Source organism: Bradyrhizobium sp. Bra78, assembly GCF_024519855.1.
GTDB classification, from domain to species: domain Bacteria; phylum Pseudomonadota; class Alphaproteobacteria; order Rhizobiales; family Xanthobacteraceae; genus Bradyrhizobium; species Bradyrhizobium japonicum_G.
This window is the reverse complement of record NZ_JALJRE010000025.1, coordinates 13,675-29,820: the sequence shown is the minus strand read 5'-3', so window position 1 is coordinate 29,820 and position 16,146 is coordinate 13,675. Positions and strand designations below refer to the sequence as shown.

At 65.1% G+C, this 16,146-nt stretch carries 17 protein-coding genes; 12 read left to right on the top strand and 5 right to left on the bottom strand.

Annotated features, from left to right (window positions below; translation table 11 throughout):
• Window positions 1–172: 172 nt before the first annotated feature.
• Together OC450_RS33945 and OC450_RS33940 are read right to left on the bottom strand one after the other, a co-directional pair.
• Complete coding sequence (locus OC450_RS33945; RefSeq protein ID WP_211384090.1) at window positions 173–1,312, bottom strand: acyl-CoA dehydrogenase family protein; 1,140 nt, start codon at window positions 1,310–1,312, stop codon at window positions 173–175.
• A 146-nt stretch (window positions 1,313–1,458) separates the two neighbouring features.
• Window positions 1,459–2,658 (bottom strand): acyl-CoA dehydrogenase family protein, encoded by a 1,200-nt coding sequence (locus OC450_RS33940; RefSeq protein WP_262049464.1) that lies wholly within the window; start codon window positions 2,656–2,658, stop codon window positions 1,459–1,461.
• Between the two features lie 139 nt (window positions 2,659–2,797).
• Here OC450_RS33940 and OC450_RS33935 point away from each other — a divergent pair, with 139 nt between their 5' ends.
• Both OC450_RS33935 and OC450_RS33930 read left to right on the top strand, forming a co-directional pair.
• Window positions 2,798–3,343 (top strand): carboxymuconolactone decarboxylase family protein, encoded by a 546-nt coding sequence (locus OC450_RS33935; RefSeq protein WP_211384088.1) that lies wholly within the window; start codon window positions 2,798–2,800, stop codon window positions 3,341–3,343.
• Between the two features lie 89 nt (window positions 3,344–3,432).
• Complete coding sequence (locus OC450_RS33930) at window positions 3,433–3,927, top strand: VOC family protein (RefSeq protein ID WP_211384087.1); 495 nt, start codon at window positions 3,433–3,435, stop codon at window positions 3,925–3,927.
• A 69-nt stretch (window positions 3,928–3,996) separates the two neighbouring features.
• Here the strand turns inward: OC450_RS33930 and OC450_RS33925 are convergent, their stop codons facing one another.
• Complete coding sequence (locus OC450_RS33925; protein ID WP_211384086.1) at window positions 3,997–5,235, bottom strand: MFS transporter; 1,239 nt, start codon at window positions 5,233–5,235, stop codon at window positions 3,997–3,999.
• A 130-nt stretch (window positions 5,236–5,365) separates the two neighbouring features.
• The gene (locus tag OC450_RS33920; protein WP_211384085.1) at window positions 5,366–6,613 is read right to left on the bottom strand and encodes an MFS transporter; all 1,248 of its coding nucleotides are present in this window, start codon (window positions 6,611–6,613) and stop codon (window positions 5,366–5,368) included.
• 199 nt (window positions 6,614–6,812) lie between these two features.
• Between OC450_RS33920 and OC450_RS33915 the strand changes: the two genes are divergently transcribed.
• Window positions 6,813–8,882 (top strand): prolyl oligopeptidase family serine peptidase, encoded by a 2,070-nt coding sequence (locus tag OC450_RS33915; protein WP_262049463.1) that lies wholly within the window; start codon window positions 6,813–6,815, stop codon window positions 8,880–8,882.
• 178 nt (window positions 8,883–9,060) lie between these two features.
• Here OC450_RS33915 and OC450_RS33910 read toward each other — a convergent pair whose 3' ends face one another.
• Complete coding sequence (locus OC450_RS33910) at window positions 9,061–9,735, bottom strand: DUF938 domain-containing protein (protein ID WP_211384083.1); 675 nt, start codon at window positions 9,733–9,735, stop codon at window positions 9,061–9,063.
• Window positions 9,736–10,036: 301 nt separating this feature from the next.
• Between OC450_RS33910 and soxX the strand changes: the two genes are divergently transcribed.
• From soxX to OC450_RS33865, 9 genes are all read left to right on the top strand, one after another.
• The gene (gene soxX, locus OC450_RS33905) at window positions 10,037–10,390 is read left to right on the top strand and encodes a sulfur oxidation c-type cytochrome SoxX (RefSeq protein ID WP_262049462.1); all 354 of its coding nucleotides are present in this window, start codon (window positions 10,037–10,039) and stop codon (window positions 10,388–10,390) included.
• Between the two features lie 37 nt (window positions 10,391–10,427).
• Entirely contained in the window at window positions 10,428–10,913 is a 486-nt protein-coding gene (gene soxY / locus OC450_RS33900) for a thiosulfate oxidation carrier protein SoxY (protein WP_211384081.1), read from the top strand.
• Window positions 10,914–10,924: 11 nt separating this feature from the next.
• Entirely contained in the window at window positions 10,925–11,236 is a 312-nt protein-coding gene (soxZ, locus tag OC450_RS33895; protein ID WP_262049461.1) for a thiosulfate oxidation carrier complex protein SoxZ, read from the top strand.
• Window positions 11,236–12,099 carry a sulfur oxidation c-type cytochrome SoxA gene (soxA, locus tag OC450_RS33890; RefSeq protein WP_211384079.1) on the top strand — a complete coding sequence of 288 codons (864 nt, stop codon included), beginning with the start codon at window positions 11,236–11,238 and terminating at the stop codon, window positions 12,097–12,099. Before soxZ ends, soxA begins: the two co-directional genes overlap by 1 nt.
• A complete protein-coding gene (locus OC450_RS33885) occupies window positions 12,096–12,413 on the top strand; it encodes a hypothetical protein (RefSeq protein ID WP_211384078.1) in 318 nt (105 codons plus the stop codon). The genes soxA and OC450_RS33885 overlap by 4 nt, the downstream gene beginning before the upstream one ends.
• Before the next feature lie 55 nt (window positions 12,414–12,468).
• Complete coding sequence (gene soxB, locus OC450_RS33880; RefSeq protein WP_262049460.1) at window positions 12,469–14,214, top strand: thiosulfohydrolase SoxB; 1,746 nt, start codon at window positions 12,469–12,471, stop codon at window positions 14,212–14,214.
• Window positions 14,215–14,216: 2 nt separating this feature from the next.
• Window positions 14,217–14,675 (top strand): hypothetical protein, encoded by a 459-nt coding sequence (locus tag OC450_RS33875; protein ID WP_211384076.1) that lies wholly within the window; start codon window positions 14,217–14,219, stop codon window positions 14,673–14,675.
• A gap of 153 nt (window positions 14,676–14,828) precedes the next feature.
• Entirely contained in the window at window positions 14,829–15,869 is a 1,041-nt protein-coding gene (locus OC450_RS33870) for an MBL fold metallo-hydrolase (RefSeq protein WP_211384075.1), read from the top strand.
• Between the two features lie 88 nt (window positions 15,870–15,957).
• Window positions 15,958–16,131, top strand: a complete 174-nt coding sequence (locus OC450_RS33865; RefSeq protein WP_262049459.1) for a hypothetical protein — start codon at window positions 15,958–15,960, stop codon at window positions 16,129–16,131.
• Window positions 16,132–16,146 lie beyond the last annotated feature (15 nt).

Sequence of the window (16,146 nt, the reverse complement as noted above, 5' to 3'; positions counted from 1 at the left end):
CGGGGGAGGGTTAGGGAGAGGGGTGCCACACGGCACACTCTATCCTTCGCGCTCTACGTGAGGCGTGCGGCTCTGTCGCGACGGACGCACCTTTTCCTGGGCTACCCCTCTCCCCCGCCCTCCCCCGCAAGGGGGGAGGGAGCGCAGGGTGCCGTGTTGCCCCGCCCCCGCCTCAATACCCCCGCGCCCGGGCCAGCTGCTCGGTGTGGTAATTGGCGTCGCCGAACAATTCCTCGCACACCCGCGCGCGCTTCATGAAGAAGCCGATGTCGAACTGGTCGGTCATGCCCATGCCGCCATGCATCTGCACGCCTTCCTGCACCGCGCGGGTGGCGGTGGTGCCGGCGCGCGCCTTTGCGACTGCGACGGCTGACGTGGCCTTGGCAACGTCAGTATCCAGCGCCTGCAGCGCCTTCATCACGGCGGCGCGGGTGATCTCGATGTCGACATAGAGCTCGGCGGCGCGGTGCTGCAGCGCCTGGAATTCGCCGATCAGCTTGCCGAACTGCTTGCGGCTCTTCAGATACTCGACGGTGCGGCCGAACACCTCTTCGCTGAGGCCCACCATTTCGGAGGCGACCGCGCCGCGCCCGATGTCGAGCACGCCATCGAGCAGGCCGGCGCCCTGATCGATTTCGCCGAGCACGCTGTCGGCATTGACCTCGACATTGGCAAGCTCGATCCGTGCCGCGTTGTGCGCGTCCACCATGATGGTGCGCTCGATTGCAACGCCCTTGGCCTTGGGGTTGACCAGGAACAGCGTCAGCCCCTCGCGCTCGCCGGCCGAACCCGCGGTGCGCGCGGCGACGATGAAGAGGTCGGCGACGTGGCCGTCGACGACCAGTGCCTTGGCACCGCTCAGCCTGAAACCGTTGCCGGCGCGCACTGCCTGGAGGCTGGTCTGGAGCGGGCGATGCTTTGCGCCCTCGTCGATCGCGAGCGTCGCCAGCAGCGAGCCGTTGGAGATTTTTGGCAGGTACTCGGATTTCTGCGCGGCATTGCCGCCGCGGTTCAGCGCCGAGGCCGCGACCACGCTGGTGGCGAGGAACGGCGACGGCATCAAGGTGCGGCCGATCTCCTCCATCACCACGCCGGCCTCGACGAAGCCGAGACCGGAGCCGCCGAACTCTTCCGGCACCAGCAAGCCGGCAAAGCCCATCTCGGCGAAGGAATGCCAGAACTCCTTGGAGAAGCCGGTGGGATCCTTGCTATCGCGCAATTGGCGCAGATGCGGCACCGGCGCCTTGTCGCTGATCAGTCCACGCGCTGAATCGCGGAGCATCGATTGTTCTTCGGTGAGGACGAGGGCCATGTGCGTGGTTCCGATTCGAAATCTGTTTTTGCTTCGTCATTCCGGGATGGCCCGAAGGGCCAGACCCGGAATCCATTGAGCGGCAGAGTTGGTGGATGAATGGATTCCGGGTTCGCGCTTCGCGCGCCCCGGAATGACGCAAAGCCTCACGCCCCCGGCAGATCGAGGATACGCTTGGCGACGATGCCAAGCATCACCTCGCTCGTACCGCCCTCGATCGAGTTGGCCTTGGTGCGCAGCCAGGCGCGCGGACGGGTGCCTTGCCTGGAGCGCTCGCTCTCCCATTCCAGCGCATCGACGCCGCCGGCCGACATCAGGATCTCGTAGCGGCGCTTGTTGAGCTCGGTGCCGTAATATTTCATCGCCGAGGAGAACGCCGGATGCGCCTGCCCCGCCTTGGCCAGATCGACCGCGCGCTCGGCGCAGGCCGCAAGCGCGGCTTCATCGACATCGAAGGTGGCGATCCGTCCGCGCAGCATCGCATCGTCGAGCCGCCCTTGCGCGTCGGCGCCGACGGAATCGGCCGCGATCTGGCCGAGCGGACGACCGACGCCGCGCTCGCCCATGCCCGAGATCATCGCGCGCTCGTGCTGAAGCAGGTATTTCGCGACGTCCCAGCCGCGGTTGACGGTGCCGACCACATGCGACTTCGGCACGCGGACGCCGTCGAAGAAGGTCTCGCAGAACGGCGAGTAGCCCGAGATCAACAGAATCGGCTTGGTCGTCACGCCCTTCGAGGTCATGTCGAACAGGATGAAGCTGATGCCGTCGTGCTTCTTCGCCGTGGAATCGGTACGGACGAGACAGAATATCCAGTCGGCGTAATTGGCGTAGGAGGTCCAGATCTTCGACCCCGTGATGACGAAGTCGTCGCCGTCGCTCTCGGCGCGGGTCTGGAGCGACGCGAGATCGGAGCCGGCGTTCGGCTCGGAATAGCCCTGGCACCAGCGGATCAGGCCCGCCGCGATCTTCGGCAGATGTTCCTGCTTCTGCGCCTCGTTGCCGTATTTGAGCAGCGCCGGCCCGAGCATCCAGATGCCGAAGCTCGACAGCGGCGGACGCGCGCCGATCTTCGCCATCTCCGCGCGCAGCACCTTGTGCTCGGCCGCGCTCAGACCGCCGCCGCCATATTCCCTAGGCCAGTCCGGCACGGTCCAGCCCTTGTCGCGCATGCGCTCGAACCAGATGCGCTGCGGCTCGGAGGAGAACTTCGTATTGCGTCCGCCCCAGAACACGTCTGCGTCGGAGGTCGCGGGCTTGCGCATCTCCGGCGGGCAATTGGCTTCGAGCCAGGCGCGCGTCTCGCTGCGGAATTGTTCGAGATCAGCCGTTTCAGAATCTGTCATGGGTCGTTTCCATCAGGCAAAATCGACTTATTGGTCGCGACTCTGGGCCATCGTCTCGTGGAATTCAACCACTTCCGTGCCGCTGCATTCGGCTATAGTCGCGGCCACGGCGAGGCTTGAAAACAAAGAGGAAACAACAATGCGCCTGAAACTTCTTTCGCCTGGCGAAATGAACGAGAGCCAGCGGCAGACCTATGACGAGTCGATTGCCGGCAAGCGCGGCAAGCCGCCGGCGCCGATGATGGCCTGGCTCAACAGTCCCGACATGGCGCGTCATGCCACGCGGCTCGGCGAGGTCCTGCGCTACGACACGATATTCCCGGCAAAGCTTTCGGAGATCGCGATCCTGGTGACGGCGCGGCACTGGACCGCTCATTACGAATGGTATGCGCACAAGCGCCTCGCGCTTGCAGGCGGCATGAAGCCCGAGATCATCGACGCCATCCGCGACCGCCGCACGCCTGAGTTCGACGACCCCAAGGGCAGGATGATCTACGACGTGGCAAAGTCGCTGCATGAGGGCCACGGCGTCGAGAAGGGCCTCTATCATGAGGCCGTGAAGCTGCTCGGCGAGCGCGGCGTGGTCGAGGTGATCGGGCTGTGTGGCTATTACACGCTGGTGTCGATGACGCTGAACACGTTCGAGTTCGGCCTGCCCGAGGGCGAGGTGTCGGAGCTGGCTTGATTGCCCAACCGGAAACGCTGGGTTTCGGGATGGGCCGGTAGCACTGTCCCGAGGCCCGCCTTATGTGAGGTGATCAACGGAGCAGCACCATGTCGCAAAACCAAGCCGTCCATGCCGGCACCAGGATCGGCCACGTCCACCTCAAGGTCGCCGATCTCGATCGCGCGCTCGGCTTCTATTGCGGCGTGCTCGGTTTCGAGCTGATGCAGCGCATGGGGTCGGGCGCGGCCTTCATCTCGGCCGGCGGCTATCACCACCACATCGGGCTCAACACCTGGGAGAGCAAGGGCGGCTCGCCGCCACCGCCAGGCACCACCGGGCTTTATCACACCGCGATCCTCTATCCGACGCGCCCCGCGCTGGCGGACGCGCTGCACCGCGTGCTGTCGGCGGGCATTGCGTTGGATGGGGCGAGCGACCATGGCGTGTCCGAAGCGCTGTATCTGCGCGATCCGGACCAGAATGGCGTGGAGCTGTATCGGGACCGGCCGAAGGAGCAGTGGCCGTTCGGGCCGGACGGCAAGCTTGCGATGATCACCAAGCGGCTGGACGTCGAGGAGCTGCTGCGACAGCGGGAGGCGTGACGCCGCTTTCGCCTCTCGTCATTGCGAGCGCAGCGAAGCAATGACGGAGTGTGTCGAGGCGCCGCGTCTCTACGAAGTCTTCGCGTGTGGCGCACCCCGCACCATGATCAGCGCCGCGGCCGCCACCTCCAGCGCGATGCAGAGATAAAACGGCAGCGAATAGCCGCCGGAGAGATCGCGCAGGAAGCCGACGACGCCGGGACCGAAGGCATAGGTCACCTGGTTGATCGCGGTGTTGAGGCTGATCAGCACGCCGAACGAGGCGGAATCGAACTCCTGCTGGACGATCAGCGACGGCAGGGTGATGAGGTTGCCGACCGAGAAGCCGAACACCGCGCAGGCCGCGATCAGCACGTAGTCGTTGTGCAGGTTGATGACGACCAGAAGCGCCGCCGCCTGGCTCAGGAACGACAGCGCGGAGGCGAGGCGCTGGTTGATCCGGTCGATCACCAGCGAGAACAGCACCCGGCCGACCACGGCCATCGCCGTCAGCACCGCGACAGCCACGGCGGCGCGCTCGCGCCCGATCACGGGATCGAGGAACGAGATCAGGTGGACGATGAAGCCGACCTGCGCGAACAGCACCAGCGCGAAGGCGATCGTCACCGTGAGGAAGCCAACGTCGCGCAGCGCGGCCTTGCGGATCTGCGCCGACGATTGCGGCTTCGCATTCGTCGCCGCGTGCCAACCATGCAGATCAGGCGGCCGGCCGACGACGATCAGGATCACCGGCACGAGCAGCATCAGCATGGCGCCGGCGACGCTAAACATCGCACTGGCGAAGCCGGTATGGCCGATCAAGGTCACCAGCAGCGGCACGCCGACGATGCCGCCGAAGCTTGCGCCGTTCAGCGCGAGGCTGATGGCCATGCCGCGCTTGTGGTCGAACCACAGGCTGATGGTGTTGGTGATCATGGCCAGACTGGTGCCGGCCCAGCCGAAGGCGAGCACGGCATCGGCGAGATAGAGCTGCCAGGGCTCGCGCACCGCGCCGATCGCGACCGCGGCGGCCGCCATCGCCAGCGTGCCCGCGATCAGGCAGAGCCGCGGACCATATTTCCGGACGGCTTCGCCGACGAACACGACGAGCAGCGCGCCGAACAGATAGAAGAACGTCGTGCCCGAGGAGATCAGCGAGGCCGACCAGCCGTGCGCACGCTGGAGCTCGGCGACGTAGACGCTCTGGCCGTAGAAGCCGAGCCCCCAGCCGAAGGTCGCGAGTAGGAAGCAGACCGCGACGATGCGCCAGCCTTCGTAACGGAGGGAGGATTCGTCGATCGGTGCGCCGTGACGGGGATTGTCGAGCATTTGCGCTTCTCCTTCGCATCCCCCGCGTTGTGATTTTCTGTCCATGACGACCATCATGTATCGACGTGGGAGCAGAAAATCACTTCGACCGCGATCGAAGTATCAACGCTGCTGACAGCCTCCTGCCAACTCAGATCGCATCCGGGAACTCGCCCATCGCCGCTTCCAGCCGCGCCTTGCGGCGGCGCGCCCTGGAGACCAGCAAGAGCACGACGAGGCCGAGCACCACCGGCGGGAACACCACCATGTTCACCGCGGACCAGCCGTAATTGGCGAGCAACTGGCCGGACGAGAACGAGCCGATCGCCATCATGCCGAACACCAGGAAATCGTTGAAGGCCTGCACCTTGTTGCGCTCCTGCGGCCGGTGCGTCTCCAGCACCAGCGCGGAGGCGCCGATGAAGGAGAAATTCCAGCCGATACCGAGCACGATCAGCGTGGCCCAGAAGTGCATCGCGGTGATGCCGGAAAGACCAATGGTGGCCGCTCCGGCTTCCAGCAACAGGCCAATCGCGACGGTCTTGGGCGCGCCGAGGCGGCTTATCAGTGCGCCCGTAAAGAAGCTCGGCCCGTACATGGCGACGATGTGCCATTGAATGCCGAAATTGGAATCGCTGACGCTCAGCCCGCACAGCTTCATGGCGAGCGGCGCCGAAGTCATCACCAGGTTCATCATGGGATAGGAGATGACGCCGCACAAAGCGGCCGCGATGAAGCGCGGCTGGGTCACGATCGTCATGAGCGGACGGCCGCCATGCAGATCGGCCGGGGCCGGCTTCGGCATGTCGACGCCGGCGACGATGCCCATGGCGACCAACGCCACCGCCGCCTGCACCAGGAAGCTGAAGGCGAACAGATAGGGCGACCAGACGTCCATGGTCCATTGCACGAGCTGCGGACCGAGCACGCCGGCAAACACGCCGCCCGCCATCACCCACGACACCGCCTTGGGCCGGTAAGCTGCGCTGGCGCCGTCGGCGGCGGCGAAGCGATAGGATTGCGCCACCGCGCCGTAGAGACCGCCGAGGAAGGTCGCCAGACAGAACAGCGCGAACGAGCCGCGCAGGATCGCGAAGGAGCCGCACAGGCCGGTGAGCGTGCCCAGACCCGTGCCGACGATGAAGGCGGCGCGGCGGCCGAAGCGGCGCGAGATCGCACCGGTCGGCAGCGTGCCAGCGGCGAGCCCAAGCACATACATCGAGATCGGCACGGTCGCGAACGACATGTCCGGCGCGAGCGTGGCGCCGACGATCGAGCCCGTCGCGAAGATCACCGCCGAGTTGGCGCCGGTCAGCGCCTGCGCGGCGGCAAGGCGCACCACGTTGGCGCGCACGCGGACGTCGTCGACGATCTCGTTGGCTGAAGTCACGTCTAGCATCGGCATTTCCGCCCCAAAGGGCCTTCAAGGGGCTCTGTTGATTCCCGGCACTATGGAGGGGCGCGGGAGGGCGGGCAACCGGCGCAAACGGGCGCAGGCCATGCCTCTGACGCAATCAAACGGATGATAGCGGGCCGCGCTCTTGACGGCTTGCGCTCGATCAAATCCTATCCGCCGCAATCTTCCGGGAGTTTCGTTCATGACCGTCGACGACAGGCCCACGCTCAGCGCTCCCGACGACGATCCCTGGCTCTGGCTGGAGGAGATCGAAGGCAAGCAGGCGCTCGATTTCGTCGCGCGGCAGAACGGCCTGACGCTCGACGCGTTCGGCGGCGCAGCCTTCGCGCGCGACCGTGACATTCTCGCGGCGATCTACGATCGCCCGGATAACATTCCCTATGTCAGCCGGCGCGGCGACGATCTGCACAACCTCTGGAAGGACGCCACCAATCCGCGCGGCCTGTGGCGGCGGACCACGCTGGCGGAATTTCGCAAGGCCGATCCGGCGTGGGAGATCATGCTGGATGTCGACCGGCTCGCCGCGAAGGAAGGCGAAGACTGGCTGCTGAGCGGCATCGCCACGATGCCGGGAAGCTCGCGTGCCATTCTGAGCCTGTCGCGCGGCGGCAGCGACGCCGTGACCTTGCGCGAATTCGACCTCGATACGAAGAGCTTCGTTGCGGACGGTTTTGCGTTGCCGGAAGCGAAAGGCGGCGTGGACTGGCTCGATGCCGACGCGCTGCTGCTGGCGAGCGCCCATGGCGAGGGCATGGCGACGACATCCGGCTATGCACGAACCGTGCGGCTGTGGCGGCGCGGCCAACCGGTCGAACAGGCCACGGTGCTGTTCGAAGCCTCGGCGAGCGATATGGCGGCGTATTGCCATGTCGATCGCATGACATCAAACCGAACGATATGGTTCGGCCGCATGCTGGATTTCTTCAACTTCAGCGTCTCGATCGGAGACCAGACCGGTCCGCTCTCGAAGATGGACCTTCCCACCAACATAGAACTGCAGGCCCAGGGCGACTGGCTCACGATCAAGCCGCGCGCGGATTGGTCGGTGGACGGACGGACGTACAAGGCCGATGCCGTGCTCGGCATCTCGCTTTCGGTCTTTCTGGCCGGCGGCCGCGAATTCACGGTGCTGTTCGAGCCGGCGCCGCGCCGCGCCGTCCAGGGCTTCTTCTGGGCGGCGGACAGGCTAGTGCTCTCGATCCTCGACGAGCTCAGGCCGCGCTTCGAGATCTGCACGCCATCAGCCACCGGCTGGAGCCGCGAGACACTTGGCGGCCTGCCGCAAATCGGCGTCATCGACATCTGGCCGCTCGACCGCCATCCCTCCGAAAGCAATGGCGATTTGCTCGCCAATGTGCAGGACCCGCTGACGCCGCCGTCGCTGCTGCTGATGGAGCGCGGCGTTGCAGGTCCGGCCGTGCTGAAACAGGCGCCGAAGACGTTCACCGCCGACGGTCTGGTGGTGACGCAGCACGAGGCGATCTCGATCGACGGCGAGCGCATTCCCTATGTTCAGACCGGTCCCGCCGGCGAGACCGGGGATGCGCCGGTCTATATGAGCGCCTATGGCGGCTTCGCCCATTCGGTGAAGCCCTATTATAACGCCTCGCTCGGCAAGCTGTGGCTGGAGCGCGGCGGCACGACGGTGCAGGCGAATTTGCGCGGCGGCGGCGAATTCGGCACGCGCTGGCACGATGCCGGCCGGCTCGCCGGCAAGAAGCTGTCGCACGATGATTTCGCGGCCGTTGCCGCCGATCTGGTCCGCCGCGGCGTGACGCGCGCAAAGCGCATCGCCGCGCAAGGCGGATCGAACGGCGGAATCCTCATCACCAACATGCTGGTGCGCTACCCCGAACGGTTCGGCGCGCTGTTCTGCACCATCCCGCTGATCGACATGCGCCGCTACACCAGGCTGCTCGCCGGCGCGAGCTGGATCGCGGAATATGGCGACCCAGACAAGCCGGAGGAGTGGGACTGGCTGAAGACCTACTCGGCCTATCACAACGTCAAAGCCGGCCAAACCTATCCGCCGATCCTGATCGCCACCACGCGGCGCGACGACCGCGTCCATCCCGGCCATGCGCGCAAGATGACGGCAAAACTCCAGGCGATGGGTTATGAGGCCTGGTTCTACGAGCCGGAAGCCGGCGGCCACGGCTACGGCAAGGACAACAGGGAGCGCGCCGGCTTCGAGGTGCTCGGCTTCCGGTTCCTGAAGGACAAGATCGGCTGGCGGGACGGCGAGGCGTGACGGGCTAGTGTTCTGAGATGCAGGAGCTTCGCGGCCATCCTTCGAGACGTCGCTCCGCGACTCCTCAGGATGAGGTCTCGTTTCGCGGCGAAGTCCTAGACCCTCATGGTGAGGAGCGCCGCCTTACGGCGCGTCTCGAACCATAGAGGCCGAGCGGCTTTCGCAGCAACGCCGCGCCTCAAGCCCGCGCAAACACCAGCGTGAGATTATTGGCGGGCATGTCGATCGTATCGACGAGACGGAGGCCAACCCCGCGAGCGAGCGTCTCGACATCGCTGATGTCGCGCACGCCCCAATCGGGATTGCCTTCGCGCAAGGACGTGTCGAACACCGCATTGCTGAGCGCAGTGTGCTTGCCGTCGCGCTTGAACGGGCCGTAGAGGAACAGCTTGCCGTCCGCCCGCAGGTGGCGGCCGGCGCCGGCGAACAGGCCCTCGGCCACGCTCCATGGCGCGATGTGGATGACATTGGCGCAGAACAATGCGGCAAGGCTTGTCGGCGCCTGTCCGCTTTTCATCTCAGGACACCAGTCCGGATCGGTGAGATCGATCCGCAGCGGCGAGCGGATGTTTTGCAGGCCCGAATGAACGCGCCAGGCCTCGATGCTCTTGAGGTGGCGCTGGTTGAGGTCGCTGGGCCACCAGATCAGGCCCGGCGAATGGCGGGCAAAATGGACCACATGCTGGCCGGTTCCGCTGCCGAGCTCGACGACGTTGCCGGTGCAGCCCGCAAGATGCTTCTGCAGTGCTGCCCAGAGCGGTTCGTGATTGCGATGAAATGCCGGCGCATCGAGCCGGCCGTCCGGCTCGACCCGTCCGCCATCCCTGCCAAATTCGACGACATAGTCCGCCAAGTGAGGTCCCCTTGAAAAAACGAGAACGCGATGAAAACAGGATGAGCGCCCAAACGCCCAGGAAACACGTCGAGGAAACACGTCCAGGAAATACGCCGAGAAAACAGCCGCCCCCCGCGCCAGTGACCTTACTCTCGGGGCCAAACCCGCCGAACAGACAATCTCTTTAGTTGCAATGCGGAAGATATTAACTCCATTTTGCCCCGTGCATAGTCTTGATTGTCAGGCGATGCCCTTTGTGCTTTGGAACGCTTCTATTTCCGCGATCGAGACCAACGACATAACGCCTCGGAATGACGCCTTGACCGCTTTTTCCCGGACGCCTGCCCTGCTCCTCCTGCTGGCCTTCGCCGCCGGCCTCGCCGGCCCGGCGCTGGCGCAATCCGCCGTGGCCGAGGGCCAGAAGCTCGCCTTCGACCGCGGCAAGGGCAATTGCCTGACCTGCCACGTCATCAAGGGCGGCGACCTGCCGGGCACGATCGGGCCGGAACTGAAGGACCTCAAGGCGAAGTACCCCGACCGCAACGAACTGACCGCGATCATCTTCGACGAGACCAAGCGCAATCCGCAGACCATGATGCCGCCGTTCGGCCGGAACAGGATTTTGACCGAGCAGGAAATCAGCGCGATCGTTGATTTCCTGCAAACACTGTGACCGCCGGCACGCCAAGAGATTGTCCAGGAGACCTCTGATGACCACGACCACCGGCCCTCATCCGACGCGGCGCCTGCTCCTTCAGGGCGCGGCCTCGGTCGCGCTGCTCGGCCTTGGCAATCTGCCGTTCGCTCCCGCCCGCGCCGCGGCCAACGACAAATATCCGGAAGACGCCTTCAAGCAGAAGAACGAGGCCGATGCGATCAAGGCGCTCTATGGCAAGACCGCCGAGCCATCCGACAAGGTCAAGCTCGATGCCCCCGAGATCGCCGAAAACGGCGGCGTCGTGCCGATCTCGGTGACGACGACGCTCGACAAGGTCACCTCGATCTCGTTCTTCGTGGCCGAGAATCCGAACGCGCTCGCGGCAAGCTACAGGATTCCCGACGGCACCATGCCGAGTGTCGCCAACCGCCTGAAGATGGCAAAGACCACCAAATTGACCGCGATCGTGGAAGCCGACGGCAAGCTCTACAGCGCGACCAAAGAGGTCAAGGTCACCGTCGGCGGCTGCGGCGGCTAGGGAGAACCGAGATGGCATCCAGCATTCGCGTCCGCGCCACCGCCAACGGCGACACCACCGAGGTGCAGGCGCTGATCCAGCATCCCATGGACTCCGGCTTCGTCAAGGATTCCAAGGGCGAACTGATCCCGGCGCATTTCATCCAGGAGCTGAAGTTCGAATGTAACGGCAAGGACGTCTTCATCGCCGATTGGGGCACCGCGGTCTCCAAGGACCCCTACGTCAAGTTCAGCTTCAAGGGCGCCAGGAAGGGCGACGACCTCAGGGTATCCTGGACCGACAACAAGGGTGCGTCGGATACGACCACCGCGAAGATCTCGTGATGAAGGCCCGGTCCGCCCTCCTGCTTGGCTCGCTCGGCGCCGCGCTCGTCGCGTTCGCCCTCACCTCTCCGCGCGTGGTGGCCGCCGACAAGGTCGATCCCGTGGCCGACGCGAAAGCGTTCCAGAACTTCTTCTTCCAGAAATTCCCCAACGTGAAGCACGAGGATTTCGTCAACGGTCCCTATTCGATGAATGCCGACATGAAGCGGCAGTGGCAGGAGAAAGAGGAATTCCCGCCTTACGAGTTCGCGCTCGACGCCGGCAAGGACATGTTCACGACGCCGTTCAAGAACGGCAAGACCTATGCCGACTGCTTCCCGAACGGCGGCATCGGCATCCGCCAGAACTATCCTTACTTCGACACGAAGGAAGGCAAGGTCGTCACGCTGGAGCTCGCGCTCAACCGCTGCCGCGAAGCCAATGGCGAGGCGCCCTATTCCTACGTCAAGGACGAGATGGCCTCGCTCACCGCCTACATGGCGTTCACCTCGCGCGGCAAGCCGATGGACATCAAGATTCCCGATGATCCGCGCGCACTGGCGGCATTCGAGAACGGCAAGCGCTATTTCTACACCCGCCGCGGCCAGATGAATTTTTCCTGCGCGAGCTGCCATGTGCAGAGCCCGGGCGAACGTATCCGCGCCGAGATCCTGGCGCCGGCGCTCGGCATCCTGAACGCGATGCCGATCTACCGCTCCGAATGGAGCGGCATGGGCACGACCAGCCGCCGCTTCGTCACCTGCAACAGCCAGACTCGCGCGGTTCCGCTGGAGCCGCAGGCGGATGAATATCGCGACGTCGAATATTTCCTCTCCTACGTCGCCAACGGCCTGCCGATATCGGGCCCGGGAGCGCGGCCATGAAGTGGTCATTTGTCCTGGCCATGCTGCTCGCCCCCATGCTCGCCCTGGGCCTCGCGCCGGCGGCGCGCGCGGCAAATGAGGCGGATTACAAGGCGGCCTACGCTGCCGCGGACGCCGCATCGAAGGAGGCTGCCGGCTTGCGTCACCAATGGACCGTGACCGTCTCGGCGCTGGCCGCGGCGAAGAAGGCGGGGGACGGCGGCGATTTCGACCGTGCCGTGGCCGCAGCCAGGGAGGCCGAGGCGCTGGCCAAGGCGTCGATCTTCCAGGCCACGTCCGAAAAAGAAGCCTGGAAGGCGATGGAAATCCGCTAGACTGTTCGCCAGTGGAACAGCCTTGCGACCATTGAGGGGCGCGGAGAATTTCTGGATGGCGATCCGCCGCCGCGATTTCCTGAAGGGTGCAGGCCTTGCGGCCGCATCGCTCGGCCTGCCGCAGCTTGCGCGCGGCGCTGAGACCGCCGGCATCTACGACCTCGAACGGTTCGGCAATGCGCGGGTCCTGCACCTCACCGACACCCATGCGCAGCTCAATCCGGTCTATTTCCGCGAGCCCAGCGTCAATATCGGCATCGGCGAGATGGCGGGCCGGCCGCCGCACCTGGTCGGCCGCGCCTTCCTCGAGCGATTCGGCATCCGGCCCAACAGTGCCGATGCCTACGCCTTCACCTGCCTGGAGTTCGAGAAGTCCGCGGGCCGCTTCGGCAAGCTCGGCGGCTTCGCTCATCTGAAGACGCTGGTCGATCGTCTGCGCAGCGATGTCGGCGAGGCCCGTTCGCTGCTCGTCGACGGCGGCGATCTCTGGCAGGGCACCGGGCTTGCCAATGTCATGCAGGGCCGCGACATGGTCGAGGTCGCCAATCTGCTCGGCATCGAGGCGATGACCGGGCATTGGGAATTCACCTATGGCGAGCAGGTGCTGCGCGACAATCTCGAGCGCTTCAAGGGCGAGTTTCTGGCGCAGAACGTCTTCCTGACCGAGGAAGCCGCCTTCAACGACGCGATCGCCTTCGACAAGGCCACGGGGCGCGTGTTCAAGCCGTCTGTGATCAAGGATCTCGGCGGCCATCGCGTCGCGATCGTCGGCCAGGCTTTCCCTTACGTGCCGATCGCGCATCCAAAACGGTTCACGCCGGACTGGACCTTCGGCATCCGCGAGGAGGAATTGCAGAAGCACGTCGACGCGTTGCGCGGCCACGACAAGGTCGATGCCGTGATCCTGCTGTCCCATAACGGCATGGATGTCGACCTCAAGCTCGCGAGCCGGGTCACCGGCATCGACGTCATCCTCGGCGGTCACACCCATGACGCCGTGCCGCAGCCCATCCCCGTGAAGAATGCCGGCGGCACGACGCTCGTCACCAATGCCGGCTCCAACGGGAAGTTTTTGGGCGTGCTCGATCTCACGCTCGAAAAAGGCAAGGTCGGCGACGTCCGATATCATCTGCTGCCGGTCTATTCCGAGCTGCTCAAGCCCGACCCCGCCATGGCCGAGCTGATCGGGCGACTGCGCGCCCCGCACGTCACCGACTGGTCGGAGAAGGTCGCAACGCTCGACCGCCTGCTCTATCGCCGCGGCAATTTCTCCGGCCCCGTCGACGAATTGATCTGCACCGCGCTGCGCACCGAGCTCGACGCCGAGATCGCGCTGTCGCCGGGCTTTCGCTGGGGCGTCACCGCGCTGTCCGGCCAGGCGCTGACCATGGAGGATGTGCTCGCGGAAACCGCGATCACCTATCCCGAGACCTATGTGCAGGCGATGACCGGCGGCCAGATCAAGGACGTGCTGGAAGACATCTGCGACAATCTCTTCAATGCCGATCCATACTACCAGCAGGGCGGCGACATGGTGCGCGCCGGCGGGCTCAGCTACACCTGCACGCCGACGTCCGCGATCGGCAGCCGCATCTCCGATCTCAAGCTCGGCAACGGCAAAGCCCTCAGCGCGAACCACCGCTACAAGGTCGCCGGCTGGGCCTCGATCAACGGCCAGCAAGGAGCGCCGGTGTGGGACGTCGTCGGCAAATATCTGCGCTCGGGCCGGACGTTGCCGGAACGGCTTGGGTACGGCGTCACGTTGAAAGGCGTCGAGGACAACCCCGGCATTGCGGAATAGTGATGATGCAGTCGCTCGTCTTTCGCGCGCTGGCGCTTGTGCTGCTCACCTGCGCCGCGACACCGCTCGCTTTTGCGCAACAGGTGCCGCTGCAGGACAAGCCGTTCGCCGAGCACAGGATCGTGCTGCAGCTCTCCGACGGCGACGCGAAGAAGCAGGCGCTGGTGCTCAGCGTCGCCAACAATTTGCTGAAGGCCTACGATCCCGACAAGGTCGCGATCGAGGTGGTGGCGTTCGGCCCCGGCATCGCTCTGCTGCTGTCCGGCAGCGAACGCCGCAAGCAGGTGGAAAGCCTGATCGCGCAGGGCGTGCGCTTCGATATCTGCCTCAACACGGTCGATACGATGGAGCGGGAGACGGGCAAGCGGCCTGAGTTCATTCCCGCTGCTACGCCGGTGCAGGTCGGGGTCGGGCAGATCCTGTTCCTCAGCGAGAACGGGTATACGCTGGTGCGGCCGTAGGGCCCTCCCCCGTCGAGTTTGAGGGCAGGACAGGAGCTCGTCACCGCAATAAGAATCTTCTAAATTTTCTTGTTTGCACAGTGAATTGCTTCTCTTTATAGCCCTCGGCATAGTAGAATCTTGGAAATCAGTTCCATTGCCGGACTCCCTGCCATGATCTTCCGCCAACTCTTCGACAGCGTTTCGGGCACCTACAGCTACGTCCTCGCGAGCCGCCCCGGCGGCGAGGCGCTGATCCTCGATCCCGTGCTGGAGAAGGTCGACCGCTACTGCCAGCTGCTGCGCGAGCTCGACCTCAAGCTGGTCAAGGCGGTGGACACGCATCTCCACGCCGACCACGTCACTGGCCTCGGCGAGTTGCGCGACCGCACCCATTGCATGACCGTGATGGGCGACCAGACCAAGGCCGACGTTGTGGCGATGCGGGTCGCCGACGGCGACAAGGTGACGATCGAGGGCCTGTCGCTCGACGTGATGTACACGCCCGGCCACACCGACGATTCCTATTCCTATCTGATGGGCGACCGCGTCTTCACCGGCGACACGCTGCTGATCCGCGGCACCGGCCGCACCGACTTTCAGAACGGCTCGTCGCGTGCGCAGTACGAGTCGATCTTCAACCGCCTGCTCAAGCTGCCCGACGAGACGATGGTGTTCCCGGCGCACGACTACAAGGGCGACACCGTCTCCACCATCGGCGAGGAGAAGCGCTACAATCCGCGGCTCCAGGTGCGCTCGGTCGACGAATATATCGAGCTGATGGCCAATCTGAAGCTGCCCAATCCGAAGATGATGGACGTCGCGGTGCCCGCCAACATGCATGTCGGCCTGCATCAGGAGGAGCTGGAGAAGGAGGGCCGCGCGCTGAGCGCGGTCGAGGCGATCCGCGTCCTCGGGCGACCCGATATCCTGCTGGTCGATCTGCGCGAGACCAACGAGCGGATGAAGCACGGCATGCTCGAGGGCGCACTGCACACGCCCTATCCGTCCGTCGAGGATAGCCTGAAGCCCGGCGGCATGCTGCGCGAGGTTGCGGCCGCGACGGGCCGCCGCGTCGTGTTCTTCTGCGCCTTCGGCGAACGCTCGGCGATGGCGGTGGCCGCCGCCAAGGAGGCCGGGCTCACCAACACCGCGCATATCGCCGGTGGCATCGACGCCTGGAAGAAGGCCGGCGGGCCGGTGGTGCACGGCTGACGTCGTTGTCGCGACCCTTGAGATAGGTCAGGCTCTCCACATGTTTTCGGGATAGGGTCGGATGACGCATCACCATCCGGGACCAGCCATGGCCAAGATCGGCAAGCCGAGCGCGCCGCCCAAAATTGCGGACGACAAGCCAGCGGAAGACAAGGCGAAGAAGCCCCTGCCTCCGCGCGACACCGACGACGATGATTACGAGGACGGCGACATCGCGACGCCGAAGCGCGACCGCTACGGGCCGGATGACGAGCCCCTGTAAGCAGCGATCGACGGC